The sequence below is a fragment of the Nonomuraea sp. NPDC003707 genome (genome assembly GCF_053587055.1).
In genome coordinates this window covers 238,296-264,076 of record NZ_JBSFNK010000004.1, presented here as the reverse complement: position 1 = coordinate 264,076, position 25,781 = coordinate 238,296, and the positions used below count along the sequence as shown (strand labels likewise).

Here is a 25,781-nt window from a genome sequence, read left to right as displayed (position 1 = left end):
TCAGCTACGATTTTCCCCATGAGCGGATTCAAGAGGTTCCTCATGCAGGGGAACGTCATCGACCTGGCCGTGGCGGTCGTCATCGGGGCGGCCTTCAACTCGATCGTGCAGTCGTTCGTGGCCGACCTCCTCACCCCGCTGATCTCGGCGTTCGGTGGCCTGCCCGACTTCTCCTCACTCAAGGTCACGGTCGGCCGATCCAACTTCATGTACGGCAACTTCATCAACGCGGTCATCTCATTCCTGATGGTCTCCGCGGTGGTCTACTTCCTGCTGGTGAAGCCGTACACGCACCTCAAGGACCGCAGCGTCGCCAAGATCGGATCGAAGACCCGTGACTGTCCCGAATGCCTGTCGGAAATCCCCAAGGCCGCGTCCCGCTGCGCCTTCTGCAGCTCACAGGTCGCCTAGGGAGCTAGAGCAGCGAATCGATCTTGGGATCGTACTCCCAGTGCCATGGCTCGAACGGGCCGGTGTAGGCCCAGGAGGGATGGAACCACCCGTACCTCTTCGAGTTCTTCTCCATCCAGACGAACTCCGCCGACCCGGACCTCTCCACCCCGCCACACAGGTCCGCGGCCAGCCCGAGCCCGTGGTTGCTCCGCCCCGGCACGGCGGCGAACCCCGGCCGCCGGTAGTACACCGACTGCTGCTCGGCCAGGCTCCGATAGGCGTCGGTGACGCATATGCTCTTCCCGAACCGCTTCCGATAGGCCTCGTTCAGGCTCACGAACGCGATGGTGGCGTCGGCCCTCAGACTGAAACCCTTCTGCTGCAACGGACAGAGCATGCTCTTCGGAATCAGCCCGTTGGGATAGTCGTTGGCCGTCGCCGCCCGCAACGGATTGCATCCCAGCGCCGCCCGCCCGACCTTGTCGATCTTGATGCCCATCTTCACGAGCGCGGCGGTCAGCGACTTCACGATCTTGTCGGAACGCTGCCGGAGCGTGTCCACCTCGACCGCCAGCTGTGCCTCGGCCAGCAGGTTGCCGGCCCGCAGTTCCTGTGCCTCCGCGGCCAGCCCTTCGGCCTGCTGGTACAGCACACTGGTCTGCTCGACGGCCTGCTGCCGCACGGAGACGATCTGAGTCACGTCGCTGAGCGCCCGTAGCGTCGTCTCGTCCGCGGTCCCGGACAGGAACGGCACGATCCCGTCCGCCATGATCGGCTGCTCGTACAGCAGCTCGGCCATCTGCGACACCGGCTGCCGCATCACCGCGACCCGCTGCTCCAGATCCTGCAGAGCCGCCAGCTTGGTCTTCAGCTGCTTCTCGGAGGCGGCAATGTCCGACCGCCGCTTCTCCAGTGCCCTGGTGGCGTCCTCGAGCTCCTTGGCCGACCGCTCGGCCTCTTTGCGCAGAGCCGCCAGGTCGCCCGGCGCCTGCCGCTCCTGCTTCTGCGCCACCTGCGCCTGAGCGCGCCCCTGCCCGGAAGGCACGAAAAGAGAAGCCACCGCCATGACTACCGCGATCAGACCCGCTGATCGAGGGGCTGGCACGTTCGACTCCTCCGTTTGCAAACTCGTTACCTGGGTCAGGCACGCACGTTACTACAGCCCCCCGAGTGCCCGGACCGAACTCGGGAGAGCTGTTATGAGACAAAAAGCGCACTCTGTCCGCCCACCCCCCACGACCAGCCAGATCCCGCCACCCGAAACAGGGCCTATCAGATGCCAGGCACCAAACTCCCACCGACCTTCAACCCCACCCCTTCCTCCTCGTCCCGGCACAGATCCCACAGCCAGGTGTTCACCCACTCCCCCGAACACCCCACCTGAGTCTGAGTCCGCACCGGAGCCGGCATAACAGGCTCCTCCACCCCAGGCTCCACATCCCCGACAGGCGGCACCGCCGCCGGGACAACAGCCCGCGGCCGACTCACCACACGAACGGGAGCCGGCACGCTCCCCTCGTACAGCCGATCCGGATGCGCCGGCGCCCGAACCACCATCGGCCCAAACCCCACCCGCACGACCCGCTCCCGAACCACCGCCGGGACACTCCCCTCAAACCCCCGCATCTCCCCAGCCAACAACCCCCCAGCAAGGATCGCCGGCGCCAACAACGCCCCGAACAACACGACAGGCCGCCGCCGCGCCTGCTTGCATCGCCTCCTGGTCACAGGCAGACGCTATCCACGCCGGATCCACAAGATTCCAACCACTTGTCATGCCTTTACCGCAGCTCAGAGCACCCATAACCAACCCCACCAAACTCACCCCGGCTCCACGTCCCACGCAGTGCCAGACTTTCGCTAGGCTTACGAGAGTCCGCCTCCGTAGCTCAGGGGATAGAGCACCGCTCTCCTAAAGCGGGTGCCGCAGGTTCGAATCCTGCCGGGGGCACCAGGTTCGACCAGCAGCAAAGCGCCCTTGACCAGCGGAAACGTCGGTTGAGGGCTTTTTGGTGTGTCCGGTGGTGTCCGACTGCCGTCGATCGCTTGCGGCCACCCCTTCCCAATGCCTTCCCAGGGCAGTTTCAGCTCTCACAGACTCTGGGACTTCGCCCATGCGTAGCAAAGAGAATGGAGATGGCACTCGGGGTCGGGTTCAAGCAGGAAGGCGGCCTGACGATGCTCTCTCGGCGGTCGACACGGTGGAGCGGATATGGCAGCGCTGTGCTGCTGCTGGCGGTCGCGATCCTGGGCAATCAGGTGCTCGACGACAGCGGGTGGAGCTGGGGATGGGGAGCGGCCGCACTGACCGCAGCCTTAGCAACTGGTGCCTGGGATAGCTGGAGGTCCCGGTCCGAACCGGCCGGGAGGCTGCGGCTGGCGGATCCGCGTGGGCGACCATTACCGCTGGAGCGCGTCAGTCTTGCTCAGCTTGGCGTTGCCGACTCGCGTTTCGCCCGTCCTGATCGGATGGCTCCACACATCAACCGACCGATCGACAGACAGCTCGGTCAGGCGCTAGATGCTCTCGCCGGTGGACGAGAGCGTGTGGTGGTGGTGCAGGGAGAGCGCCTCGCCGGCACTACGCACGCGCTGGCTCATGCGGCACAGATCCACATACCGCAATGGAAGGTGGCCGCCTTCGAACGCGAGCAGGAATTGACGCTGGCGGCGATGTTAGAGCGGGCCGCCGAGTGGGTGGAACCGCAGGCCGGAGTGGTGGTATGGCTAGACGCCATCAGCTTGGAGCATCTAGGCCAACTCACTGAGACACTGCTGGCCAAGCTCCCGCCTCGGGTCGGAATCTTGGTCACACTGCACACCGAGGAGATCACCGGTCTACACGGGGAACCAGCGGCCCGGCTGCCCTCCCATGTGATGCATGTTCTGGCCGAGCGCACCGTACACCTCGTCCTGGGAGTGATCACACCTGGCGAGCGTGAACTGATCCGCGCCGAATCCAGCTACCAGGCTCTGCAGCCGTCCATAGATGACGTGGCAACCGAAGTGCTGATGGGTCGCCTGATGGTCTCTCTGAAGCAACTACGCAACGCGCTGACAACCGGCGACTCCGAACAGGCGACCGACCGTGTGGCGTTGCTGCGTGCAGCCACAGACTGGCACCGCGCGCAGATCCCAGAGCGGCTAACCAGACAGGTTCTTCAGAAGCTGTGGGCAGACTACCGGCGCCACTTGACATGCCTACCGTCACGCACTCGGCTTCCAGCCGACAACTTCGTTCGCGCACTGGAATGGGCGAAGGCGCCCGCCTCCGCAGGCCGTCCGCAACTGCTCAGTGCCACCGCCCCGTACAGGCCGCACTGCCTATTAGCTGTAGTCGCCGCAGAAGACGAGCCGATCGGTTGGCGTATTGCTCCGCACCTATGGGACTACGCCCTCCATCACCTTGACGACGGCAACCTGCTCAAACTCGGCTACACAGCACTCGACCACGGCGAAATCGAGGCTGCAGCCAAGCTACTGGAGCGCCTCTCAGCCGATGACATCACCCTGCCCGTACTCATGACCATCGCTGATCACTTCTACGCCACGCAGGACTCCGGCCATTGCCGTCAGTGGTTGACGCGCGCTGCTATATCTGGTCATCCTGACTCCCCGAGGGCGATGTACAACCTGGGCATCCTGCATGAGGAGCAGGGCCAAGTGGAGGAAGCCCGTGAATGGTTCTTGCGGGCGGTGGAGTCCGGCCACCAAGACTCTGCACCCCAAGCCATGGTGGTCCTCGGCATCGTGGAGAACGAGCAGGGACGGACGCAAAAGGCTGGCGAGTGGTTCCTGCGAGCTGCGGAGTCGGGTCATGCTGAGTACGCACCGAAGGCGATGGTCAACCTCGGCGTCATCGAAGGAACGCAAGGGCCAACGGACGAAGCCTACCGCTGGCTGGTGCGAGCAGTTGAGGCTGGCCATCCCGAGCACGCGGCAGCGGCGATGATCCATCTCGGCCTATTGGAGGCGCGGCGAGAGCGGGTAGAGGAAGCTCGCCGCTGGTGGGCTAACGCGGTGGAGTCGGGGCACCCCGACTCAGCACCCCGCGCCATGGAACACCTGGGAATGCTGGAGGCGGACCACGATCAAGTAGACCAGGCTCGCGAGTGGTTCGTGCGCGCAGCGGAGACCAATCATCCTGAGTATGCATCAGAGGCGATGGTCAACCTTGGCATCCTAGAGAGAAGGGAAAACCGGATCGAGGAGGCCCGCAGATGGTTTGTACGGGCGATTGATTCCGGCCACTCTGAGCACACGCCGACAGCAATGTTCAACCTGGGCCACTTGGAAGAGGAACAGGGGCGGGTGGAACAGGCTCGTCACTGGTATGAACAGGCGGTTCAGTCCGGCCATCTTGAGCAAGCCCCAAAGGCGATGGTCAACCTCGGCCACATGGAAGGGAGACTTGGACAGATGGAGGAGGCCCGCAAGTGGTTCTTGCGAGCCATCGAAACCGGCCATTCTGAACAAGCACCGAAGGCTATGCTCGACCTCGGCACGTTAGAGGCAAGCCTCCAACGAGTAGATCAAGCTCGCCACTGGTATGGGCTAGCGGCCGAATTCGGGCATGCAGAAATTTCACCCGTAGCAATGGTTGACCTTGGTGGGCTAGAGGCGGATCAAGGCCGGATAGTCGAATCGCGAGCATGGTTAGCAAGAGCAATTACCAGCGAGTACGCCTACGCATCGGACCTAGCGCAACGCCGGCTGCGCGACTTAGACCGTAAAGAGGCAGAGTTGCGTCGAGCAGCATGGTATGCAAAGTACGGCTATTTGGGTTCTGCCGCTCATCCCGTCACCGCACATCCCCCCACTGCTTCGGAAGATGATGACGACACTTGACCAATCGGCAAGAAACCTCTCGATCCGCCGCTATCAATCGGCCTCAAGATTTCGCGTCCCACACCAACATAGGCAAGCACCTGCCATCCGCCTTGCACTTCCACTTAGATCGCTATAACTGCGATTTGCGATGCCGCAAAACAGTCGCAACAAGACGATTTCCTTCAGAGGAAGGCGAGCGATAAGCGACAGATGCTTCCATGACGAAGATGAATCCGGGAGGATCGCCATGGGTAAACCCTGGGACTGGGTGAACGATCGCTCCTATATAGAGCGCCTGTCAGAAGTGATTGGGATCAGTCTCGGCTTGGCAGCGACTAGAGAACAAATACAGCTAGCGACTAAGGAGAACTTGCACCGAGTGGAGCGGCACCTAGGAACTAGTGCCGAATATAAAGTCGTGAACGGCACGCTAATGGCGGCCGTGCTGGAAAAGTTCGGATTCCATGGCGCTCTGCGGGCAACCGACCAACCAATAGTCGCCGGGATCAAGGAACGACTCGGCGACCTGGACCTAGCAGTCCAAGCAGCCGAGTTCGTGATTGGGCGCATATATTATCCCGCCAGACAGCCCCACCTGGTAGATTTGGGCCCGTCTCCACTAGCTGTGATCATCAATCCAATCCACGTCGAGCCAAATCGTACTCGCGAACTCATCGAAGAAGCCCGAGAACTTGCAGGACAGGCGCTGGCAGGCGCGGTCTCGGTAGCTCTGGACGAAATAGCGTTTCGATACGCCAGAAGTGTAATCAGACTGGGCGCCTCCGAGAAGGTTTGGGGAGATTCGCTAGAACTTTCCGAGCTCTTCGATTCAGAATCTACTATGGCCACATATGGTAGATTTTTTGACCAGCGCTTCATAGATTATCTAGTCGCTAATTTCGATCAGATCGGCGATATCAATTGGAGGAAGTTCGAAGCTCTTACGGCCGAACACTTCTATCGACAGGGCTTTGAGGTCGAACTTGGTGCGGGCAGGAATGATAATGGGGTCGACCTAAGGATATGGGAATCTGGAGCGAGAGATGAGGGCGCGACACCAACAATCATTGTGCAGTGCAAACGCGAGAAGCATAAGATCCAGAAAGTCGTCGTTAAGGCGTTGGCGGCAGACGTAGAGTGGGAAGGCGCCAAGCAGGGGCTACTGGTAGCTACGGCTGAATGGCTGCCTGGAGCGCGAGAAGTAGCAAAAACCAGAAGCTATCCAGTGAGAGAAGTCAATCCGACCACTCTCAGGGAATGGCTGGCTACGATGAAGACCACCGGAAGTGGTCTCTGGCTACCGTGATCAATGTGATTTAGCTGGGTAGGCATGAGTGGCGAGGGGAGTCCGACACTTTCATCGGACTCCCACTCGCCGTCTTATTCTGCAAGGGCATCAGCGATTCGGGCCCTGGCCGCCTCATCCTGACCGACAATGCACTTGGCGTAGATGCGCAGGAGCACGTCAACACTGTGCCCGGCCCATTCCGCCACCTGCGGCGCAGGAACGCCAGCGTTGAGCCACATGGACACGCAGGCATGACGTAGGTCGTATGGTCGCGCGGCCAGAGCTGAGGCGAACTCCTTCTCTGTGAGGGCTGTCTTGCGGGCGGCCTTCCAGGCGCGGCGGTAGGTGATGAATGGCAGCTCGCTCACCTTGACGCCGTAGAACAGGCGGCCCTGCGGTCCCTGGTCGAACTTTGCGAGATGGGCTCGCAGGATCCGCACCAGAGGTGGCGGGATGGGCACCGTACGGCTGTGCCCGACAGCGCGGTGCTTGAGCGCGCGTTCCTCTCGCGCCTTGCCGCTGTCCGTCCAGTCCCGACCGGCGTACGGTGCGGCCTTGACGAGGTGAAGTTCCCCCCAGGCGTTGGCCGATTCCTCCATCTCGCCCTTCTCCGCGTTCTCGCAGAGAGGCGGGAGGGTGACGTTGTCTCGGCGTAGGTTGACGGCCTCCTCCGGACGCAGGGCCGCGTAGTACATGAGGGCGAAGAACGCCGCGAGACGTTCGCCGCTCGGCTTCTGTGCAGCCACGGCCGCGAGCAACGCCTTGGCCTGGGTGTGGTTGACGACGCTACGCCGGTCCACCTCGTAGGCGTTGGCCGGCGGCTTCCACTTCAGTGTCTTGAGTGGGTTGGCGGGCAGGAGCTTGAGTTCTACGGCGTAGTCGAGGGCGTTGGACAGCAGCATGCGGTGCTTGCGCACGGTGCTGGGAGCGGCGCGCGTACCGTCCAGCAGAGATGTGGCGGACTCCAGTAGGTCGCGGACGAGACCGGCATCGTCGATGAGCGCCGAGAGCGGCTTGGTGTTGTCGGCCAGCCAGCTCAACGCGGCGGCGGCCTCCTCGGGTGCCTCCTGACGTTGCTTGGTGTTGAAGCCCCAGCGATGCATCGCTGAGCGCAGGACTCGATCATCTGGCTTGGCTCGCGTGGTGGTGTACATGGCGGGTGTGGCGGCGGTGAGGGCGCGGGCGATGTCCTGGCGGTACTTGGCGGCGGCGTTCTTCCACTTCATGTCGGCGAACTTGCAGGCGAAGTCGTACCAGCTCATCTCGGGGCGGTCGGTGCGTCCCCAGGAGACGGGCTCACCCGTGAGGGTGCTGAAGGCTTCGCCGCTGCGGGCGGCGGTGAGCAGGGAGCCGCGGAAGGTGTCGGCCTGGGCGGCGTTCTTGAAGGAGCGCTTCCAGGTCTTCGTGGTGGTCTGCCAGGCCACGCGGTAGGAGGTGACCTTGCCGGCCGCGTTCTTGCGGATCTCGATCGCGTAGACGCGGACGTTGTAGGTGATGTCCTTCATCAGGCGGCCTCTTCCATCGTGGTGAGCCAGCGGTCCAGGTCGGTGCGACGGATGCGGAGATCGCCGTTGGGCAGCTTGAGGCAGCGTGGGGCACGGCCTTTGGCTCGCCAGTCGTAGAAGGTGGAGCGGGAGATCTGGAGTTCGGTGCAGAGGTCGGCGAGGGTGAGCATTCCTCGTTGGGTGGTGCCGGTGGCCAAGTGCGGCTCCTTGCCGGTTCAGGCGGTTGGGTGTGTTCGGCCCCGTGCTTGGTGGCTGTGGGCCGGGTGGTGATCAGGACGAAGAAAGAAGAAAGAACGGGCCGGTACGTGCTGGGGCTGGGATGGTGGTGATCGGCTTTGTTCATGGCCGACGAAAGAAGGTCGGTCCTGCGGCGATCGCGTCTCTGCTGCCGCGTGGTGGGTTGTGCAGCTCATGAGGGCTTGTTTCTTCTTTCTTCGTCGGGGCTGGTGCGGCGGTAGCGGACGGATGGTCGGCCCCCGGTGGGCGTGGTGAAGGTCTCGTACTGGCCGGTGGCGGTGAGGCTGGTCAGTAGCTCGTCGAGGGTCTGCTTGGGCACGTTGCGGCTGAACAGGGCGGAGAGCTCCGAGCGGGTCAGGCCGGTGTCGGCGGCTTGGTCGAGGGCGCGGCGGATGCGGTCGATCTTCGGGTCGCGCATTTGCTTGTCCAGGACGAACACGGCTGAGGCGATGGAGTAGCGGACCAGCGCAGCGGCGGCTCCGAGGTCGGTGGTGGTGATGTGGGTTCGGGCATCCAGGGCCGCGTACAGGGCGGCGATGCGCAGGCAGTACGGAGCGGAGCGGCGGGTGAACTCGGTCCAGGCGTGGTCTTCGTCGTCGGCGGCGGTGAACTCCTCGTACAGCTCGGCCGACCAGAGGGCGCGGGCGTTCTCGTCCAGGGCGATGCGTTTGATCTGGCGGGCGGCCTTGACGGCGTCGTGCAGTTGGCTGCTGAGGCTGGCAAGGAGGTCGGGTGCGACGCCTTCCGGAATGGGCAGGCGCTTGGAGCGCTCGACGTAGATGGGCAGGAAGCGGTTGTAGGAGCCGCCGGCCATGTCCGCCTCGGCCAGGCGCATGCGGAACTCCTTGGGTGTGATGTGGCCGATGATCGCGATGTGCGGGTTGGTCGCGCGGTAGGCGTTGCGGGTCAGTACGGCGAGCGTGCGGCCGTCCCATGCCTGGCGGAGCATCGTGCCGAGGGTGGATCCCTCGCGCTTGGCGCGGGCCATGACGGTGGAGAACTCCGGCTCGGTGACCGACAGGCGCTTGTCCATGGTGCCGCCGGAGTCGTCCGGGCTGTCGGGGTCGCGGATGCGCTCGATCAGCCCTTCGCCAGAGGACAGGCCGGTGACGCAGAGGTCGCCGTAGCCGATCCCGGCGTGATGCAGGAAGATCTCGGCGGTGTCGGTGGCCTGGCCCTTGCGGCCGGAGCCGGTGCGGCCGAACAGCAAGGGCCAGATCAGGAGCGGGTGGCGGGTGTTGCCGATCTGGACGAACGGGCCAGGGCCGATGACCGCGCCGCACGCGGACAGGGCGGAGACCAGGACGCCTACGGGGTCGGCTTCGGTGGATGGGTCGGCGGCCTTCACCAGTTCGCCGGGCAGGCCGTAGAACATGGCCGGGTCGGCGGCGGGTGGCGGGACCGGTAGGCCGAGGGCCGGGTCGCCGGACTGGTCGCGGTGGAGGCGGGTGATGGTGGCATGGGCGTCGAGGTTCTCCAGGATGGTGTTGGCGTCGAGTGGGTTGGTCATGCGATCCCCCGGCGTGGCTGGCGTGCTCCGGCGTTCAGGCCGGAGCGGATGGTTGCGGTTGCCTCTCGGGGAGACAGGCCGGTGGCCTGGGCGGCGGTGTGCAGAGCGTCCTCGGTCAGGCGGTGCGGGAGCAGGCCGGTGGCGATGAGCTGGCCGAGGGCGAAGGCGGCGGCGTTCAGGGTGTGGTTGCGGGTGCCCGACCTGGCGTCGAGGACGTGCTGCAGCTCGTTCTGGAGTGCGGCCAGGGCGTAGCCGGTGGACTGGTCGCCCAGCGCCGCCAGAACGTCGGAGACCTGCACGGGGTGAGAGGTGTGTTCGGGTCGGGTGAGTCGTTCGGCCAGCCAGGACGGCAGCGGTGCGGGGGCGGCGGTGTGGATGGCGTCGTAGGTACCGGTGCCGTCCGGGAGATCGACGTAGCTGCCAGGCGCGACGACGTAGCCGCCGGTGGCGCGGGTATCGATCAGCCAGCCGAGTCCTTGGCCCTTGGCCCCGGAGGTGTTGCCGAGTGTCAGGCCCTGCGGGGCGGTGAAGTACAGGTGCGTTCCGCCGCGCCGGGTGCGGACCTGGAAGGTTTCCAGGGGTAGCGGCTGGTCGGCCTGCTCGCACAGCAGGGCCAGGACATCCGCCCCGTCGTTGACGCCGGGCTGGTTCCACGGTGATGGCGGCTGCTCGTCGTTCTTCGGGGTGTCGAGGTCGATGACGACCAGGCCAGACGGGCCGGTGGCGATGCCGATGTTGCAGGCGGTGCCGGTCCAGAAGCGTCGGATGATGTCGGGGTCGATGGTGTGGTGTTCCTTCCACTTCCAACCCTTGAGCGGCACCTTGTCCCCCGGCATGAGCGGGAAGACGTGCCAGCCTCGGGCGGCGGCGGCCAGCGCGTAGGTCAGCGTCTGGCGGGACGGATGAGGTGTCATGCTGGTGGTTGCTCCTTGAGTCGGCCCTGCGGGGCCCGTGATCGGTTGGGGCATGGGCCCCGGCGTCGTGCTTGGTGGCTGTGCGCCGGGGCCGTTCATGGTCAGCGGCCGTCCTGGTGGAGGCGGCGGAAGTAGTTCCAGGCGTGGCGGCCGAGGCGTAGGCGCAGGCCGGTGGCGTCGCAGCGGCGGCAGTAGCGGGTGCCTCGGCGGTGCGGGATGCGGCCTTTGCCCTGGCACTTGCGGCAGCGGCCGAACGGGCTGACGTAGCATCGTGAGGCGTAACAGAGTGTGCTGATGATCGTGGTGATAGCGGCGAGCAGGGCAGGGTGCACGATGGCCTCCTGGGCCGGTTCTTGGGTGTGGTCGAGGAAGGCCGCTAGCGTGCTAACCGCCTGGCCAAGGCTTGTTTCTGGTGCTAGCGGGGCTGCTAGCGATAGCAAGGTCAGGTGCTATCGCTAGCAGCCTCCTGACGGGTCAGCCGGAACGCTTCTGGCGGTTACGTTCGGCGATGGCCTCGGTGAGGTCGTCCAGGCGGATACCGCGTCGGGTGACGGGCTTGCCGTCGATGCGGCGGCCGATGTCACCCACGCGCAGGCCGTACGGCTTGAGGGCACTGGTGAGCTGTTCGGACTTCCAGCCGGTGTAGACGCCGGGTCGGAGTTCGGTCAGGCGGGTGCACAGGGCTTCGTTCCAGGCCGCGTTCTCCCCGACCGGCCAGATTTCGGCGAGGTCGGCCAGGACGTCGAAGACGGGTGCGTCCTCGCGGGCCTGGGTGCCGGGCTCGGGCAGGGTGCCGGCCAGGCCGCGGAGCCGCTTGGCGCGTTCGATGACCTTGTCGGCGTCGTTGGTGTCGAGGTAGTAGGAGCGGCGGGCGGCGGGCTTGCCGAGACCCGCGAGGATGCCCCATCCGGCCTCCACCACCGGCTGGAACACCGTGGCGCGGTAGCCCTGCTTGTACATGGAGGTGCCGAGGATCATGTCGTTGGCGGTCTGGTCGGCGACGCTCATGCAGTAGCGGGTGTTGACGTTGCGGGTGATACCGGTCGGCAGGCTGTCCTTGTCCGGGATCTGCGTGCCCAGGAGCAGGATCACGCCGAGGGCGCGGCCGAGCTTGATGACCTTCTCGCAGATCTCTCCGGCTTCCTTGCCGTACTGCGGGTGCAAGAACAGCTCTTGGATCTCGTCCACGGCCACGATCAGCGGATGCAGCCCAGAGCCCTTGAGCGAGGCCAGTTCGGGAGTGACCTTGTTCTCGGGTGCCTTGCCGAGGGCGTGGTAGTGGGCGATGCGCTTGGAGCGGCGTTCGCACTCCTTGTACAGCCAGGCGAACATCGCGGCGCAGCGGGCGATCGTCTCGTCGTCGAAGCCGTTGCCGTACTCGGTGCAGACCGGCTCCAGGACCTTGAAGTCGCCTACTCCCTTCAGCTCGTAGATGCGCAGCTCGGCGCGTGGATCGAGGGCGGCGGCCAGGACCGCGAGCCTGAGCCCGAACGTCTTACCGGAGCCGGGCTGTCCACCCACGAGCCAGTTGCGGAACACCAGCTCGGCGTTGACGGTCTCCATGCGCGGTGTCGTGGCGAACGGGAACGGCTTGAAGACGTCCACCTGGCCGTCGCGCAGCAGCGGCCAGGGCGGCTGCTTCATCTGCGAGGCGGGCTCGTACCCGACCCACAGGGCCAGCCGTCCGGGATGGCCGGCGGCCGGTTCAGGCCAGACCTGATCGAGCGGGAGCCGCATCGCCGAGGCCAGCCGTCCCCGGCGAGCCACCACCTCGGCTGCCTCCACGCCGTAGGGCAGATCCACGATCGCGAGATGGCCAGGGCCGTCGCGGTGAATCTCCTGCGGGAAGCTGATGGCGTTCGGATCCTTGCTCACTGCCTGGGTGATGCCGGAGATCCCGCAGGACAGCAACGCCCGCCGTACCAGCTCCGCGGTGAGCTTGCGGTAGCGCGGCGCTTCGCTCACGCGGTCGGTGATCGGCTTGTCGCTCGGTCGTCCGACGCGCGCCAACATCGGTATGGCCAGGGCCGCGGCGGCGAGGCGCACCCAGCCAGGCACGCCGGCCACCAGGACGACCAGCAAGCCACCCAAAGTCAGTCCGCCGGACGCGATCAGGACCGACCAGCGCCAGCGGGATTGGCGTTGGCGCTGCTTGTCGAGCTTGAGCCATGTCTCGGCGTCGTTGCGGTCGGCGGCGTACTGCCGCAGTGCCCAGTTGCCCTCTTCCGCCGTCGCCCAGTGCAGCAAGCGCCCGATACCGGTGAACAGGCCGGGAAGGGCGTACCACAGCATCTTGGCCAGGTACTTCGGCGACCGTGCGGCGTGGTAGCCGAGGATGTATGCGGCGTCACGGGTCTGCCAGACGGCCATCGCACGGACGGACTGCCAGGTGCGCAGCCAGACCGGGATGATCGGTGCCCGGCGCCGTGCGGCCCGCGTGGTCGGCGGGATCGTGTCCTCGTCCGGCAGGTCGACTGGCGGTCCGAGAACGCGGTCGGCGATTGCGACCGTCTCGCGGTCGAAGAACTCGTCCTCCGGTTCATCGGCCGGAGTGGCGTCCTCATGCGGACGGACACGGCGCCGGGAGTCGAGCGGAACGACCTCGGCTGCGCCATCCCCTGCTGGCTCCGGGCGGACCGGCCACTCGAAGCCGTCCAGCTCACGCCCGGGTACCGGACGGCTGTCGGACTCGTGCGGATCGTGGGTCATGATGAGTACACCTCGTGTGCCTTGACGGTTGCGGGGTTGCCGGGCGCGGCCACTGTTCTTGGCGGAGTGGGGGCCGCGCCCTGCGTGTTGGTCAGGACCGATTCGCGGTCAGGCGGCGTCCCGACGGCGGTCGGGCCATCCGGTCGGTCCGGGTCGGTGCCGGCGGTCCGTCCGGCGGTCGAGGACCGTTCGGGAGGTACCTCCGTCCGCAGGCGGGCCAGCAGCGTTCCGGCGCGGTCGGTGGATATCGACCGACCGGTCTGCCTGATGGCGTCGCGGAGCCGGTCGCGGGTGAGCTGTACGCCTTGGACCTCGTGGTCGGCGGCGACCTGCCAGCCCAGTTGCATCAGGTCGTCCACGTCGGTACGTGGTGCACGGCGACGTCGTCCACCTTTCCGTGTCGTTCTGGTGACGGGCTTGGGCACCTGAGGGGAAGGTAGGGCGGGGCGTTCGGCCGGAGGAGGGAGCAGTACTCCCTCAGGCACGAGCTCGCCGAGCCGGTACAGGGCGCGCTCGCGACGAGTGGCCTTGAACCGCCACAGCCAGCCGTACTGGTCCTGAAGGTCGGTGCGGGTGAGGATACGGTCGCGCTCCCGCTTGAGGGCGTTCGGGTAAGAGCGGATCTCCCACAGGACCATCCGCCGCCAGAGGGCGAAGGTGGACGGGAAGGCCAGCAGCCAGCGGGAGAGCCGGATGGACTCCATACGGTCAGGTCTGGCCAGATCGGCGCGCTTGCGGACGGCGTACGCGCCCACCTCCACGGCCACCACCCACAGCAGCGGGAGCATGGCATGGGCGACCATCCCGAACAGGGTGTCCTCGCCGGCCACATTCAGGTACACGGTCGCGCCCGTCAACGACCATGGGACCAGCCTGAGCAGACGTATCCGCATGCCGAGCCGGGCCAGCACGATGTCCAGTGCGGAGAAGACAGCGATGCCCAGGTCGATGCCGAGCGGCACCATCCAGGCCATCGCGCCGAACGACGGGGCGGCCGCTCTGGCCACGGTGGCGAAGCTGATGACGAATCCGAGCAGGCCCAGGGCGGCTACGGCGACGGTGGTCACCGAGACGGCGGTGTGCTCGCCCTCGCTCAGCGGGCGCGGCCCGTAGCTCATGGCGTCGGTTGCGGTCATCGGCCCCACCGCCTCCGGCACCGCGGGCAGTCGGGCCGGGTGCACCAGTTCGCCACATGGCTGGACCACCTGCGCAGTGCCATGTCAGGCGATCCCGCAACCAGGACCGCGGACCGTACGACCTGGCGTAGACGGTGGCGTTCTTGAGCGATGCGCACCAGCTCGGCGCCGAGCCATCCGGCGCCGAACGTGATCAGGTAGAGCAGGACTGAGATCATGCGGCCCTCCTCAGCGGGGCGTGCATTTCGTTGTTGATGTCGGCGGCGAACACCGCTCGGCGGCAGAGCGCGCAGTAGAACTGCACGGGGCCGCCGTCGAGCTGCGCCGTGCAGCGCGGGCAGTGCTTGGCAGGCCACGGCGACAGGCGGGTTGTGTGGTGCATGGCTCCTCCTTTCAGAGGCCGGACCGGGAACGGGCGAGGATGCGGCACAGGCGACAGCCGGGCAGTCCGCGCGTGCCGTGTGAGGCGCAGGTCTCGACCTGGCGGCTGGTCCCGCAGCGGCGGCAGCGGTAGGCGCTGCGCGAGCGATCGCCGCAGTCAGCGCACTGGAAGCGCGCCATCAGGCGGCCCTCCTGCGGGCGGCACGGATCTGGGCGGCGGTCAGACCGGCCCAGATGCCGTCCTTCGGGCGTACGGCGAGCGCGTACATGAGGCAGGCAGTCCGCGCAGGACACCTGGCACACACGGTCTTGGCCTTGGCCTCACGCGCTCTCCGCTCCTCTTCCGGCTCTTCCTCAAACAGGTCGGGACCGGTGAACAGCTCCGCGTCGCTGGTCTCGCAGGCTGGGTTGGAGTTGAGCAGCTCGTCCCGGAGGTTCGAAAGTTCCCTACCGCTGAGGGAGGCCGCCGTTGGATTGGTCATCGCCGCACCCCCCGCAGAGCGGCCAGCGCTTCGGCGACCGCGAGCCTGTGGCACGAGGGGCAGATCGGCGGGACCGGCGCCTCCTCGTCGGATGCGATTTCCTCGATGCCGCCGCAGACGAGACAGGCCCACTGCGCGTACAGGCAGGTGATCGGCTGGAGGTCGGACTTGGGCAGTGCGTGGTTCGACCCGTAGGTCATGATGGAGACACCTCTCTAAGGGGTGCCGGGGCGTGGATCAGGTTTGGCGACTTTGGGCCACGCCCCGGCTTCTTCTGTTTGGTGGTTCAGCCGAGACCGTTGCTGAAGGTGGTCATGGCTTTGGCGATCGTCTGGATGCCGTCCACGGCTGTGTTCACCGCTATCGCGGCCTTGTGCGGCTGAGTGACCACGAAGAAGGCCGCGAGGATCATCAGCACCGTGGGCAGGAAGCGTCGGGGTCGAAGAACAGGCATGTGGTGATCCCTTCTTGGTCTTGGCTGGCCTGTTCTTCCTGGTGACAGGCCCTTTATTGAAGTCCTGTCCTGTACAGGTATAGAACAGGACTGGCGAGTCCGTCAAGCTCCTTTCGGGGCTCGCCGTGTTCGTGGCACAAGGAAACCGCGCAGGTCAGAGGGTGCGGCAGCGTTCAAAGGGCGGTGCAATTCAGCAAAGGGGGGTGCACGGCGGCGCGGAGGGGGTGCAAACTGACAGCGATACAGCGATCACTCAGGGTTGTCAGCCCTCTGTCGTGCCGGGGGTGCCATGAAGCTCCGAGAGCCGAACCACCAGCTCGCGGCGGTGATGGCGAGGGCCGACGTCTCAAACAAGGGGCTCGCACGACGAGTACAGGACGTGGCCGCCGGCCACGGCGAGGACATCCGCTGTGATCACGTGTCGGTGAAACGCTGGCTGGACGGAATGCACCCCCGCGGCACGACCCCGCACTTCATAGCTGAGGCGCTCAGCCGCAAGCTCGGCGAGCGGGTCAGCGTGCGCGACATCGGCATGATGTACGCCGAAGCCACACCATTCGTAGCGAGCCCCCAGAAACAGGCCGATTCCTTCGCTGACGGCGTGACGGTGCTGATCTCAGGCGACCTGTCGGGGAATCCCCAGGTGGTCGAGCGCGATGTGTCCTCGAACGCCTGGAACGACTCCATGGTCACGTGGCTGGTGGCCCCTGGCAGTGGGGTTCGGCCACACGCCGGCGGGCGGCTGATCACTGCAGGCAGCGTCGAGGCCGTACGGGAAACAACCGCTCTGTTCGCCAAGCTCGACTATCGGTTCGGCGGCGGACACGCCAGATCCACGGTCGTCCAGTACATCGCCATGGAGATAGAGCCGCTGCTCAAGCATGTCCGCCCGGACACGGTGCTCGGCCGGCAGTTCCTCTCGGAGACGGCGGCCATGCTGCGACTGGCCGCGTGGATGGCCTATGACACCGGACGTCACGGCCTGGCCCAGCAGTACATGACCAAGGCGCTCATGCTGGCCCGCGAGGCTGGGAATCGGATGCTTGGTGGCCGCATCCTGGCGGGCATGAGCCACCAGGCGAACTACCTCGGCCACTACGGCATGGCAGCGAACCTTGCCCGTTCGGCTCGCATGGGCGCCGAGGGTGCGGCCACGCCTACAGCCATGGCCCTGTTCAACGCGATGGAGGCTCGCGCGCTGGCCTCCCAGGGCGACGAGGCCGGTTGCAGTCGCGCGCTGGGCGAGGCAGAGCGGTGGTTCGAGCGCCGGAATGCCGAGGACGATCCGGTCTGGCTCAAGTACTTCGACGAGGCCGAGCTGGCGGCTGAGTTCGCGCATTGCTATCGCGACCTGGGACATCATCACCGGGCGCGCGATCGCGTGCTGGAGAGCGTGGCACTCTCGGAGACCCTTTACGTCCGAAGTCTGTCGTTCGTACGGACCATTCTCGCCACGAGTCATATAGCCGGCGGCGACCTGGAACAGGGCATCGCGGTGGCACGTGAAGTGGTGACCACGGTGGCCGATCTCCGATCGGCTCGCACCAGGCGCTACGTGCGGGAGTTCATGAGCCAGCTCATGAACTACCAGAACGATCCGCTCGTACGCGACTTCAAGACCTACGCCGAGGCGCGACTAGCCCGCGCACGCTCGGAGACCGCCACCGCCGTATAGCCGTGGGGCTCCGTCGCAGCGCCCGCCATCGCATGATGCGGGCCATCAGAGCGTTCTGGTGGAGGGCCCTTAGAAGGGGCGCCAGACGCGCGGCAAGTCGTCATGCCGCAGCGATGCCATGCGACGGTCGAATTCGGCGCGGATGTCGGGGCTGTGGTCCACGTTTTGCATGAGCCACGTGGTCATGGCGACCTCGCGAATGCGGCGCATCGTGTGGAGGCCAGGCCACCCTGCGATATCGAAGCCATAGGCCTCCACAGCCTGTGCATACTCCTCGTCCTCGATCCACCGGAAACCCTGGAAGGGAATTCCGACAGCCGTACTGAGATCCCACTCGCGTGGGCCGAACGCGAACCTCTCGAAGTCGATAAGGATCACACTGCCATCCGTGCGGCGCATCAGGTTGCCCCTATGGGCATCGCCGTGGATGTGGCCGGCAGGCAGGGCGAACTCCAACGCGTTGTACTCCGCGTAGAGCTCCTTTATTCGCTGACGCAGGAACTCGATATCCCTGTCCGAGACGCTCTGAGCGCAGTCCAAGCGATCCTCTACACGCCCCAGCGGGTCGAAGAGCGGCAAGACGAGGTTCACCGGCTTGGACAAGCCGTGCAGCTCCCGCAGCACCACCGTCAGGTCTCCGAAGTCGGGAGACGGGCCGCCGCTGTCCACGTGAAGCCAGAATGTCACCACGCGGCCCTCGCAGATGATCGCCTGAGGACAGTCGGGAAAGAGCCGAACACCAGGAAAGCCGACCGCTTCGAGCCATTGCGCGATGGCCACCTCCTTGTGGACATCAGCCAGGAGATCCACGCTCCTCGCGATCCTCACCACCACCGGAGCCGACGCGAGACGGAACAGCTTGTTCTCCCCTACACGCAAGGGCAGCGCGTCTTCGCTGTCCAACCCAACGTGCGCGCAGGCCGCGACGAGCGCCTTATGCGCGTGCTGCAGGGAGAAGCCTCTCGCGGTGTGGGTCTCCGTCATGGACTAGCCCTCGCTGTTCGTATCGGGAGGTGGCGGCTTCGTGGCCACGAAACGGCCCTTGCTGGGGACGACGACGATCAGGCCTTCTTGCTGAAGCAGTTCCAGAGCCTTGCGTACCGTGATGCGTGCCGTGCCGAACCTTCCGGCGAGGACAGGTTCCCCAGGCAGACGGGCATCAGGAGGAAACTCGCCGGCCTTGATGGCGGCGCGGAGCTGGTTGGCCACGTCTTCATAGCGGGTGCTCGGCTGCGCATCCGGGGTCGCCTCACCCTGAACCCTGCGGCCTCGGCCCATTTGGCTGACGACCAGGCCCTCGCGTTCGAGCTCTGCGAGAGCTTGGCGTACCGTCCCACGGGCCACGCCGAACTCGGCCATCAGAGTCGCCTCCGATGGGATCATCGCGCCCGGTGGGTACTTACCCGTCGCGATCCGCTGGCGGAGATCATTGGCCAGCGTGGCGTACGCGGGCTGAGCTTTGCCTTGACTCATGGGGCTCCCTAACCGAGCAACAACAGACACAAGGCTAGGACGACAGAGCCCCGGCAGGGGCTACCACGGTCACGCATGCTGACTTACTGCTCCCGACCTGGGGGAGGAACATAAGCTCGCCTCGCCCGCGAGAATCTTCTCCCACACGCGTTCTGCCGCTCGGCGACGCCACGGACCAGCGTATGACTCCCGCAGTGCCATGGTTTGGTCCGTACGGCGGATCCAATAATTGCCGCCAGACGCCAGGAACTCGTAAAAGATCGTGAGGCATGAGCAGGTGTATTCGAGCGTCCGGCTCTGAGCTGGCCCGTCCGCGGCCCACTTGAGGGGAATCTTCTGGCCGCCAGTCCGGCGGGGCGGGTGGGGAGCAAATCCGGGACATGGCCATGTGTCGTTTTCTAGACGGCTTGATTCAGCTGCACCTTTCTCTTCGGTGTGAGCCTCAACGTACGTCACCAATTGCTCCAGGTTTCTGTCCCGACTTCTGTCGGCGGCGATGAAGACGGGCTCGCTCATCGTGCGTGGGCCTCCTGGGAGAGGATGCGCCGGTACGCCTCGTCGAACCAGATCATGAAGTCGGCTGCGGCATCGGCGGAGTTGTCGCTGGTATGGACGAGGTTGCGGATGAACCGGCCCTCGGCGGCGGCTTTCTCGGCGCTGTCGTTGCCGTAGTAGCCGCGGATAGTGGTGGATGGCGCGCGGGACGGGTCGTAGTGGCCAAGCAAGTCCCGTACGCGCTGCGCGGTGTCGCTGGTGTAGCCACGGGCGAGTGCCACGGTCACGGTCGAGCCCACATAGTGGTCGATCAGGTCGGCACGGACGTCAAACGGGAAGCGGTGCTGCAACTCCAGCATGTCGGCGTAGTGAGCGAAGATCTGCTGGGCAGTGACGACCACTTCGCGAGTCTGGACGATGGTCACGGTGCCGGCGATCCATTCGAGGATCGGCCTGACTAGCCTGCGGTCGGTCGCGTCGGGCTTGCACATGACGACCGTCCAGTAGTCCCACCCGCCCGGCGGCCTGAAGCGCGCCCCGTCGGCCGTACGCGCGGTCACGTCGCCCCCTCCAGCAGGCGCTCCGGACAGCGTCGCTCGACTCGCCACCGGTAACCCGGATCCAACGCTTGGAGTACCTCTGCGCTGAAGGGCCGGTCAGTGTGGGTGATCTGTCGATATGCCTCCCGCACCAGGAGGACCTGCAGCCAGTACTGAGCTAGCTCGGTTGAGGTGGTGCCCCGCATGGAGATCCGGCGGTCGGGACTCGTCGTCGTCGGCCGCAGCACCCTTATGCACACCTCGTGGAAGGTCTGCACGTGCTCAGGTGTCATAGGGGATCCTTCGGTCGCGGTCCGTGCTCGTGCGGCCGGCGCGGTGGACCGGGTGCGGTCGTGAGGGCGAAAGAGCGCCCTCCGTAGCGTGGGCTGTCACGGGGTCGGGACCGCTCGGCACGTTCGTCGCCGGCCCGCCCACCCGCAGTTGCCACGCGGAGTCGCCCGTGGCATTGCCCTCAAGGTCGAGATGAGGTCGCATGGGGTCGAACGCAAGAATCCGTTCCCACAGCCCTTGGGGAGTGTCGGCCGTCCGGTAGGCGCCGCCCTCGGTCGTGTCGCCGAGGTAGAAGGCGGTGAAGTGTTGGCTGCCGGGCTCCCAGAGCACAAGCCACCAGCCGCAGGTGTGGCGCTGCAGGTGGGCGGCCCACGCCCATCCGAGTTCATCCGGGACGAACCGTAGGCCGCTCCTGATCGGCGGAGAGTTGGTGGTCATTAGATTCCCTCGGGCAGGTGTCAGGGGGGTGGAAGCCGACGGGGAAGGTCTGCATTCGAGGGCTGACCATCGCTGCGTAGCGACACGAGCGGAGGCGTGTCGGAAGGGATCTCCTTGCCTTCGCCAATGGCCCACGCATGTGCCTGCCACACCACGTTCGTGGCATCATCCTCGGCCGCCATGCTCATTGCGGTCATGAGGAAGAGCCGTGCTGCGGTCTCGTACCGGACGGTGGGGAGCTTGAGCGTGCCACTGACCCGCCACGTCCGGCCCTGGTCGAGTGACACGAGAAGGGTGACCAGGACCAACTCACCCGGTAACACGGGCGTCATGGCGGGCTGGGTGAAGACGTGGTGGGGTTCCGCGTCAAGGGTCTGCATCGTGTGCCGCTCCTAACGTACGGTGACGACTTGCTTCCACTGTGGATTCGCACGACTCGGGCGGGAACACCAGATAGCCAGGCAGTCAAGAGTCAGGCCACGGTCAGATCGCGGTCAGGTTGGCGACCCTTCAGGCAGGCTGCTGTGCGACGATGCGGACGGAGGGAGACAGCCAATGTCCGAGCCCAATCTGCGCTTGCAGCAGGCGCGAGAACGATTGCCGTCCCCTGCCGACCCTGGCGAGCACGCCTCGCGCCAGGAGCTGGCAGACCTGGTCAACGCCTGGTTGTTCGAAAATCGCCAACGTCAGGGCGGCCTGTCACAGGAGTACGTGGGGAAGCTGGAACGCGGCGAAGTGCGCTGGCCCAACCGCGACTATCGGGAGGCGTTCCGTACCATTCTCGGCGCCGAACATGACCGGGACCTCGGATTCACTCGATCGCGACGTACCAGCTCGGTCGTTACCGTGACAGATGTGGATCGGAAAGGCTTCATTCGCACTGCTCTGGGGGCGGCCGCCGCTGTCCCCCTCGCCGAGTTGGCCATGCCTGCCCAGGCCATCACCGCACCTCCAGTCGTACAACCTTCCGACATCGCCGAGCTACGAACCATCGCCAACGTCTTCACCACTTGGGATCACACCTACGGCGGCTGTCTGGTCCGCGAAGCGGTCGCCGGCCAACTGCGCTTCGCAGTAGGACTCCTGAAGCAATCCCGCTGCCCGACCAAGCTGCACGATCCTCTGTACTCCGCGGTCGGCTGGCTGGCACACGCGGCGGCGTTCATGGCGTTCGACGCCTACGCGCACGAGGACGCCCGCAGGATGTTCACCCTTGCACTCACGTGCGCGGAGCAGGCGAACGACTGGCATCTCCGGGCCAAGGTGCTCTCCTCGATGGCGCGGCAGGCCATCTGGTGCGGTGACGCGGACAACGGGCTGACGCTGGTGGAGTTCGCCATGGTGCGGGCGGACCGGCTGACCCCAGCCGAGCGCGCGATGCTGCGGTCGGCCCAGGCGCGAGCCTTCGCCAAACTGGGTCGGGCGCAGGAGGCTTGGAGGGCCGTCGAGGAGGCGGACGCGGAATTCGGCCGCATCCGTCCCAGCGAAGAGAAGCCCTGGATGCGCTACTACGACGCCGCGCAGCACTCGGGCGACACTGGGCACGCGCTCTTCGACCTGGTCGTCGACGAGTGGGCGACACATGGCACGTCCCCTGGCGAAGCGGTCAACGAGACGTACTTGGGCGAGGCGTCCACGAGGCTGGCCAGCGCGGTGGCCGGGCACAGCGCAGCCTATGTTCGCTCTCGCGCGATCAGCGGAATCAAGCTGGCCTCACTCACCATGGCGACAGGAGATCCCGAGGAAGCCGCCTCTATCGGAGGGCGAGCGGTCACTGACGCGGGGACGGTGCGTTCTCGTCGAGCCCAGGACGACATGAAGGACCTCGCCAGGCTCGCCCTCCCCCACAGGAACCGGACGCCCGTAGCCGTCTTGCGCCACCGTATCCGGGAGGCCCTCCACGCATGACCCGGATCAGCGACGCCGAGAGGTCCGCCTGGGCCGTGCTCGGCATGGCGAGCCGCCGCATCGGGCTCGACCCGACCGATGCAGAGCTGATGCGGCTCGGGGAGAACGCCCTGTACCGGTTCCCCGGCGGCATCGTCGCCCGCGTCTCCCGCGCCGGCCAGCTCGGCGCCGCGGCGCGCGAAGTGGCGGTGGCTCGCTGGCTCGAAGCCAACCAGGTACCAGCCGTCCGGGCGTGGCCAGATGTGGACCAGCCCATCGAGGTCGACGGCCGAGCGGTTACCTGGTGGCGAGAGCTACCGCCCCACCGGCACGGTACGGCGCCGATGGTCGCGACCGCTCTGCGCCGCCTCCATGACCTCCCGCCACCGACTGGCTTCGAAATCGGCCGCTTGGATCCGTTCGTACGACTGGCTGAGCGGATCGACCGTGCCGTCACCCTCAACGAGACGGACCGGGACTGGATGCGCGCCCGCTTGGCTGAGCTGGAGGCGCGGTACGCAGAGCTGCCCAAGGGCCTGCCGGAGACCGTCGTGCACGGCGACGCGTGGATCGGCAACGTGGTGAGCACCGACGGCGGCGAGGTGGTGCTGCTCGACCTGGAGCGCTGCTCAGTTGGACCGCCTGAATGGGACCTGACCTCCACCGCGGTGAAGGCGTTCACCTTGGCCGGCATCACCGCCGAGGACTACGACGCCTTCGTCCGGACGTACGAGCACGACGTCACCTCGTGGGACGGATTCGAGACGCTGCGGGACATCCGCGAGTTTCGTATGACTTGCATGGCCGCTCAAGTGGCTGCGGAGAATCCCGCTCGGCGCGACGAAGTGATGCTGAGGTTGGCATGTCTACGTGGTGAGCGTGGACCAAGGCCCTGGTCCTGGACAGCCGTACCGTAGCCTCACAGCATCCTGTTGGCAGGGCCGAAGCATCAGCCACATGGCGACGGCCTGGGCATCGTCCGTCAGGGACCGCCGCTGCCGGTCCATCGGTCCTCAGTGCAGGGATCGGCTATCAGAGTGCAGAAGCTCTTCATTCACGTAAGCGGTCCAAGATTCTTTGCACATTAGGTAGCGCAGCTTCAGCAGCAGCACGATCCACCTTCCCCGCTATTCCTCGTCGGAGTTCCCAGACCTCCACCCCAAGGACCGGACGCTCATCGAAAAGGCCGCCCTCCAACTCGTTTATGAGGGCCAGTGTCGCAGGACACGCCAAGATGGCACGCTGGGCATCCGTAAGCGGAGCAGGAAGTGGGCCAGGTATCACCATTCGCCCCCAATACCCATCATCACAGACAAGTAGCCCATCGATCCCTGCAGCAACCACGTCGCCATCGATAGTTACCTCTTGGCGGTTACCAGGCGCCCATATCCTCTCGTCATCTTCGGCCAGATCGATATAGCTGCGAAGACACTCATGCGCAGTAAGTGCCATAGGTTTTCCTTTGTCCTGCCAGTAATCTGCAGCCAGAGCTTGACTTAAAGCATCTATCGCAGCCTGGGGCCCGTTCTCATGGACGATCCGAAGCACCTTCCGCAGAGCAGAATCTGTTGAAGGGCCGCCACCAGACTTCTTGGGAAGGCGATATTTAGGGTTGGTCGCCGCATCGCGCAACTGACTTGCCGATATCCTCATGACACGTTCCCCTCAAGAATGGAACGGGAGTAGGGATGGCTAGTGGCGACGGTCAGGCACTGGTCGGCCCACCGCTTATGCATATCAATACTCTGGCCCACCGATAGGCCTGGACCCGCATCTAAAAGCTCCGGTTGATCAAGCACTAGATCATCTTCATCTGCACGGCCTAAAGCTACCGCGTGCATTAGGAGATGAAATACGTTGTCCTTTGCAGTGGCACCCCATGGGACGCCCTCTGGAATTGCATCAAAGGGGCGGGTAAGGTAGCTGCGGTCTGCCGTATTGCAGTATTCGTGACTTATTTGGCGTATTAAACACGGAACGCACCGTCCGCAATGCTCGGGGTTGTGCCCGATCTGCCAGCAGCTTACCGTATGCATCAGCATCGGATTGATGCGCAATTCGCCCGCAAGTGCGGTTACCTCGGGCTTGGTGAGTGCAACCAGCTTATTCGACACGGTAATCGCTGTCCCGAGCGCGGCCGAGGCTAACTTGGAGAATTGAGCAAGAACACGAGGACTTGCAGTTCTAGTGCTTAGGGAACCCGACCGTGCAGCCGTGAGGGGAACATTAACAGCCATAACACCGTTTTCATTCAGCCACACGTCGTGCAGACCCATACCGTCTGCGACCAGACAAGCTACGCCCATGTATAGCATTGAGCGAGCGCGTTGGCTGCTCTCGCCACTACGATCTCTCTCTACATTACCGGCAGTCACAGAGACGGGCTGCGCTGGCGCCCCCATCCTACGCAAGGTCGGCATAATTGCATTGATAGCAGCACTAGCCGAAGAGGTATTCATATGCGACACAAGTAATGGCTTTGATCCTCCGTCGAGGAGAAGCGCGGCACCCACGAAACTGTCGACACCGCCAGAAAGAAGTGCAACACCGTCCGCGTCAGGGAAAGCTTTTCGCGACTGTCGTGGAGGTTGGCCCATATCGACGCCCAGCACAAAGTTCGGCTTTAGTCGGTCATACGTTAGCGCAGCAAACACGTTCACGATTTGGGGAGTGAGACTGTTCCATAGATCGGGATCACGCACGGGGATCCATGCCTCAATATCTCTATGCCAGTCGACACCTTCGCCACGCTTACATCTCAAATCTATCGCATATATCGCTCCTAAGACATCTGCCCAATCCTGCTGACGAGAGCTGAGCCTCTCAGGAAAGCCCTCTACAAGCCGGTCGTATTTGTACTTATGCGTGATGCCTGGCCCCGTACCACAGCGCACTTGAGTCAGATTTGTAAATGAAGGCGCCGCGCATGCGTTGACTACAACTTTGTAATCAGGCATCGTCCGGTCCATCGCCCTGCGACCGGATCGCAGCTGACAGAGAAACCCTTACCGCCTGAGGCCATGCTGACGAGCCCTGCTCAAGGAGCATATTTTTTCCTGCTGCTGCAGACTCCACCGCGACAGCGCCAACACTATTCGTTAGATCGTTAGCCTCACCTGCCGTTATCTGCACTCGATCTCGCGC

General features: G+C 65.0%; 27 protein-coding genes and 1 tRNA gene. 7 read left to right on the top strand and 21 right to left on the bottom strand.

The genetic code is table 11. The features are described 5' to 3' along the window. Positions 1–18: 18 nt before the first annotated feature. A complete protein-coding gene (gene mscL, locus ACWDRB_RS12035) occupies positions 19–411 on the top strand; it encodes a large conductance mechanosensitive channel protein MscL (RefSeq protein WP_397372040.1) in 393 nt (130 codons plus the stop codon). Between the two features lie 4 nt (positions 412–415). Here mscL and ACWDRB_RS12030 read toward each other — a convergent pair whose 3' ends face one another. Next, positions 416–1,459 carry a D-alanyl-D-alanine carboxypeptidase family protein gene (locus ACWDRB_RS12030; protein ID WP_363970511.1) on the bottom strand — a complete coding sequence of 348 codons (1,044 nt, stop codon included), beginning with the start codon at positions 1,457–1,459 and terminating at the stop codon, positions 416–418. Positions 1,460–2,271: 812 nt separating this feature from the next. On the opposite strand from ACWDRB_RS12030, the gene ACWDRB_RS12025 reads away from it, so the two are divergent. From ACWDRB_RS12025 to ACWDRB_RS12015, 3 genes are all read left to right on the top strand, one after another. Next, positions 2,272–2,347: transfer RNA gene (locus ACWDRB_RS12025), tRNA-Arg, on the top strand. A 182-nt stretch (positions 2,348–2,529) separates the two neighbouring features. Next, complete coding sequence (locus tag ACWDRB_RS12020) at positions 2,530–5,241, top strand: tetratricopeptide repeat protein (protein WP_355197587.1); 2,712 nt, start codon at positions 2,530–2,532, stop codon at positions 5,239–5,241. 400 nt (positions 5,242–5,641) lie between these two features. Beyond that, positions 5,642–6,529: a restriction endonuclease gene (locus tag ACWDRB_RS12015; RefSeq protein ID WP_449893140.1), complete on the top strand. Its 888-nt coding sequence runs from the start codon at positions 5,642–5,644 to the stop codon at positions 6,527–6,529. Between the two features lie 74 nt (positions 6,530–6,603). Here ACWDRB_RS12015 and ACWDRB_RS12010 read toward each other — a convergent pair whose 3' ends face one another. The 12 genes from ACWDRB_RS12010 to ACWDRB_RS11955 form a co-directional block, all read right to left on the bottom strand. Beyond that, the gene (locus ACWDRB_RS12010; protein ID WP_355197591.1) at positions 6,604–8,016 is read right to left on the bottom strand and encodes a tyrosine-type recombinase/integrase; all 1,413 of its coding nucleotides are present in this window, start codon (positions 8,014–8,016) and stop codon (positions 6,604–6,606) included. After that, on the bottom strand, positions 8,016–8,213 hold the full coding sequence (locus ACWDRB_RS12005; protein WP_355197593.1) for a helix-turn-helix transcriptional regulator: 198 nt from the start codon (positions 8,211–8,213) through the stop codon (positions 8,016–8,018). Before ACWDRB_RS12005 ends, ACWDRB_RS12010 begins: the two co-directional genes overlap by 1 nt. A 212-nt stretch (positions 8,214–8,425) precedes the next feature. Next, entirely contained in the window at positions 8,426–9,763 is a 1,338-nt protein-coding gene (locus ACWDRB_RS12000; protein WP_355197595.1) for a YfjI family protein, read from the bottom strand. Next, the gene (locus ACWDRB_RS11995; RefSeq protein ID WP_355197597.1) at positions 9,760–10,677 is read right to left on the bottom strand and encodes a bifunctional DNA primase/polymerase; all 918 of its coding nucleotides are present in this window, start codon (positions 10,675–10,677) and stop codon (positions 9,760–9,762) included. The genes ACWDRB_RS12000 and ACWDRB_RS11995 overlap by 4 nt, the downstream gene beginning before the upstream one ends. A 101-nt stretch (positions 10,678–10,778) precedes the next feature. Next, positions 10,779–11,009 (bottom strand): hypothetical protein, encoded by a 231-nt coding sequence (locus ACWDRB_RS11990; RefSeq protein ID WP_355197599.1) that lies wholly within the window; start codon positions 11,007–11,009, stop codon positions 10,779–10,781. Between the two features lie 142 nt (positions 11,010–11,151). Continuing rightward, a complete protein-coding gene (locus tag ACWDRB_RS11985) occupies positions 11,152–13,386 on the bottom strand; it encodes a cell division protein FtsK (RefSeq protein WP_355197601.1) in 2,235 nt (744 codons plus the stop codon). Then, a complete protein-coding gene (locus ACWDRB_RS11980; protein ID WP_355197603.1) occupies positions 13,383–14,522 on the bottom strand; it encodes a DUF2637 domain-containing protein in 1,140 nt (379 codons plus the stop codon). The genes ACWDRB_RS11985 and ACWDRB_RS11980 overlap by 4 nt, the downstream gene beginning before the upstream one ends. Continuing rightward, entirely contained in the window at positions 14,519–14,740 is a 222-nt protein-coding gene (locus tag ACWDRB_RS11975) for a hypothetical protein (protein ID WP_355197605.1), read from the bottom strand. Before ACWDRB_RS11975 ends, ACWDRB_RS11980 begins: the two co-directional genes overlap by 4 nt. Then, entirely contained in the window at positions 14,737–14,904 is a 168-nt protein-coding gene (locus tag ACWDRB_RS11970) for a hypothetical protein (RefSeq protein WP_355197607.1), read from the bottom strand. The genes ACWDRB_RS11975 and ACWDRB_RS11970 overlap by 4 nt, the downstream gene beginning before the upstream one ends. A gap of 178 nt (positions 14,905–15,082) precedes the next feature. Beyond that, entirely contained in the window at positions 15,083–15,385 is a 303-nt protein-coding gene (locus ACWDRB_RS11965; protein WP_355197609.1) for a WhiB family transcriptional regulator, read from the bottom strand. Further along, positions 15,382–15,585 (bottom strand): hypothetical protein, encoded by a 204-nt coding sequence (locus ACWDRB_RS11960; RefSeq protein WP_355197611.1) that lies wholly within the window; start codon positions 15,583–15,585, stop codon positions 15,382–15,384. Before ACWDRB_RS11960 ends, ACWDRB_RS11965 begins: the two co-directional genes overlap by 4 nt. An 86-nt stretch (positions 15,586–15,671) precedes the next feature. Next, positions 15,672–15,839 (bottom strand): hypothetical protein, encoded by a 168-nt coding sequence (locus tag ACWDRB_RS11955; RefSeq protein WP_355197612.1) that lies wholly within the window; start codon positions 15,837–15,839, stop codon positions 15,672–15,674. Positions 15,840–16,128: 289 nt separating this feature from the next. Between ACWDRB_RS11955 and ACWDRB_RS11950 the strand changes: the two genes are divergently transcribed. Then, positions 16,129–17,514, top strand: coding sequence for a hypothetical protein (locus tag ACWDRB_RS11950; RefSeq protein WP_449893134.1), 1,386 nt, complete (start codon positions 16,129–16,131; stop codon positions 17,512–17,514). A gap of 69 nt (positions 17,515–17,583) precedes the next feature. On the opposite strand, the gene ACWDRB_RS11945 is transcribed toward ACWDRB_RS11950, so the two are convergent. From ACWDRB_RS11945 to ACWDRB_RS11920, 6 genes are all read right to left on the bottom strand, one after another. Further along, entirely contained in the window at positions 17,584–18,498 is a 915-nt protein-coding gene (locus tag ACWDRB_RS11945) for a phosphotransferase enzyme family protein (protein WP_449893132.1), read from the bottom strand. A 3-nt stretch (positions 18,499–18,501) separates the two neighbouring features. Continuing rightward, a complete protein-coding gene (locus ACWDRB_RS11940) occupies positions 18,502–18,987 on the bottom strand; it encodes a GntR family transcriptional regulator (RefSeq protein WP_355197618.1) in 486 nt (161 codons plus the stop codon). Positions 18,988–19,499: 512 nt separating this feature from the next. After that, positions 19,500–20,042: a nucleoside-diphosphate kinase gene (locus tag ACWDRB_RS11935; protein WP_355197620.1), complete on the bottom strand. Its 543-nt coding sequence runs from the start codon at positions 20,040–20,042 to the stop codon at positions 19,500–19,502. Then, positions 20,039–20,314 carry a hypothetical protein gene (locus ACWDRB_RS11930; RefSeq protein WP_355197622.1) on the bottom strand — a complete coding sequence of 92 codons (276 nt, stop codon included), beginning with the start codon at positions 20,312–20,314 and terminating at the stop codon, positions 20,039–20,041. Before ACWDRB_RS11930 ends, ACWDRB_RS11935 begins: the two co-directional genes overlap by 4 nt. Continuing rightward, on the bottom strand, positions 20,304–20,750 hold the full coding sequence (locus ACWDRB_RS11925; RefSeq protein WP_355197624.1) for a hypothetical protein: 447 nt from the start codon (positions 20,748–20,750) through the stop codon (positions 20,304–20,306). Before ACWDRB_RS11925 ends, ACWDRB_RS11930 begins: the two co-directional genes overlap by 11 nt. A 20-nt stretch (positions 20,751–20,770) precedes the next feature. Next, a complete protein-coding gene (locus ACWDRB_RS11920) occupies positions 20,771–21,130 on the bottom strand; it encodes a hypothetical protein (RefSeq protein WP_355197626.1) in 360 nt (119 codons plus the stop codon). A 175-nt stretch (positions 21,131–21,305) separates the two neighbouring features. On the opposite strand from ACWDRB_RS11920, the gene ACWDRB_RS11915 reads away from it, so the two are divergent. Both ACWDRB_RS11915 and ACWDRB_RS11910 read left to right on the top strand, forming a co-directional pair. Then, positions 21,306–22,658 carry a hypothetical protein gene (locus ACWDRB_RS11915; RefSeq protein WP_449893128.1) on the top strand — a complete coding sequence of 451 codons (1,353 nt, stop codon included), beginning with the start codon at positions 21,306–21,308 and terminating at the stop codon, positions 22,656–22,658. Positions 22,659–22,702: 44 nt separating this feature from the next. Further along, complete coding sequence (locus ACWDRB_RS11910; protein WP_355197843.1) at positions 22,703–23,554, top strand: phosphotransferase family protein; 852 nt, start codon at positions 22,703–22,705, stop codon at positions 23,552–23,554. 133 nt (positions 23,555–23,687) lie between these two features. Here ACWDRB_RS11910 and ACWDRB_RS11905 read toward each other — a convergent pair whose 3' ends face one another. After that, positions 23,688–24,290 carry a hypothetical protein gene (locus ACWDRB_RS11905; protein ID WP_355197629.1) on the bottom strand — a complete coding sequence of 201 codons (603 nt, stop codon included), beginning with the start codon at positions 24,288–24,290 and terminating at the stop codon, positions 23,688–23,690. Further along, on the bottom strand, positions 24,287–25,594 hold the full coding sequence (locus ACWDRB_RS11900; protein ID WP_355197631.1) for a 7-cyano-7-deazaguanine synthase: 1,308 nt from the start codon (positions 25,592–25,594) through the stop codon (positions 24,287–24,289). Before ACWDRB_RS11900 ends, ACWDRB_RS11905 begins: the two co-directional genes overlap by 4 nt. Between the last annotated feature and the right edge of the window lie 187 nt (positions 25,595–25,781).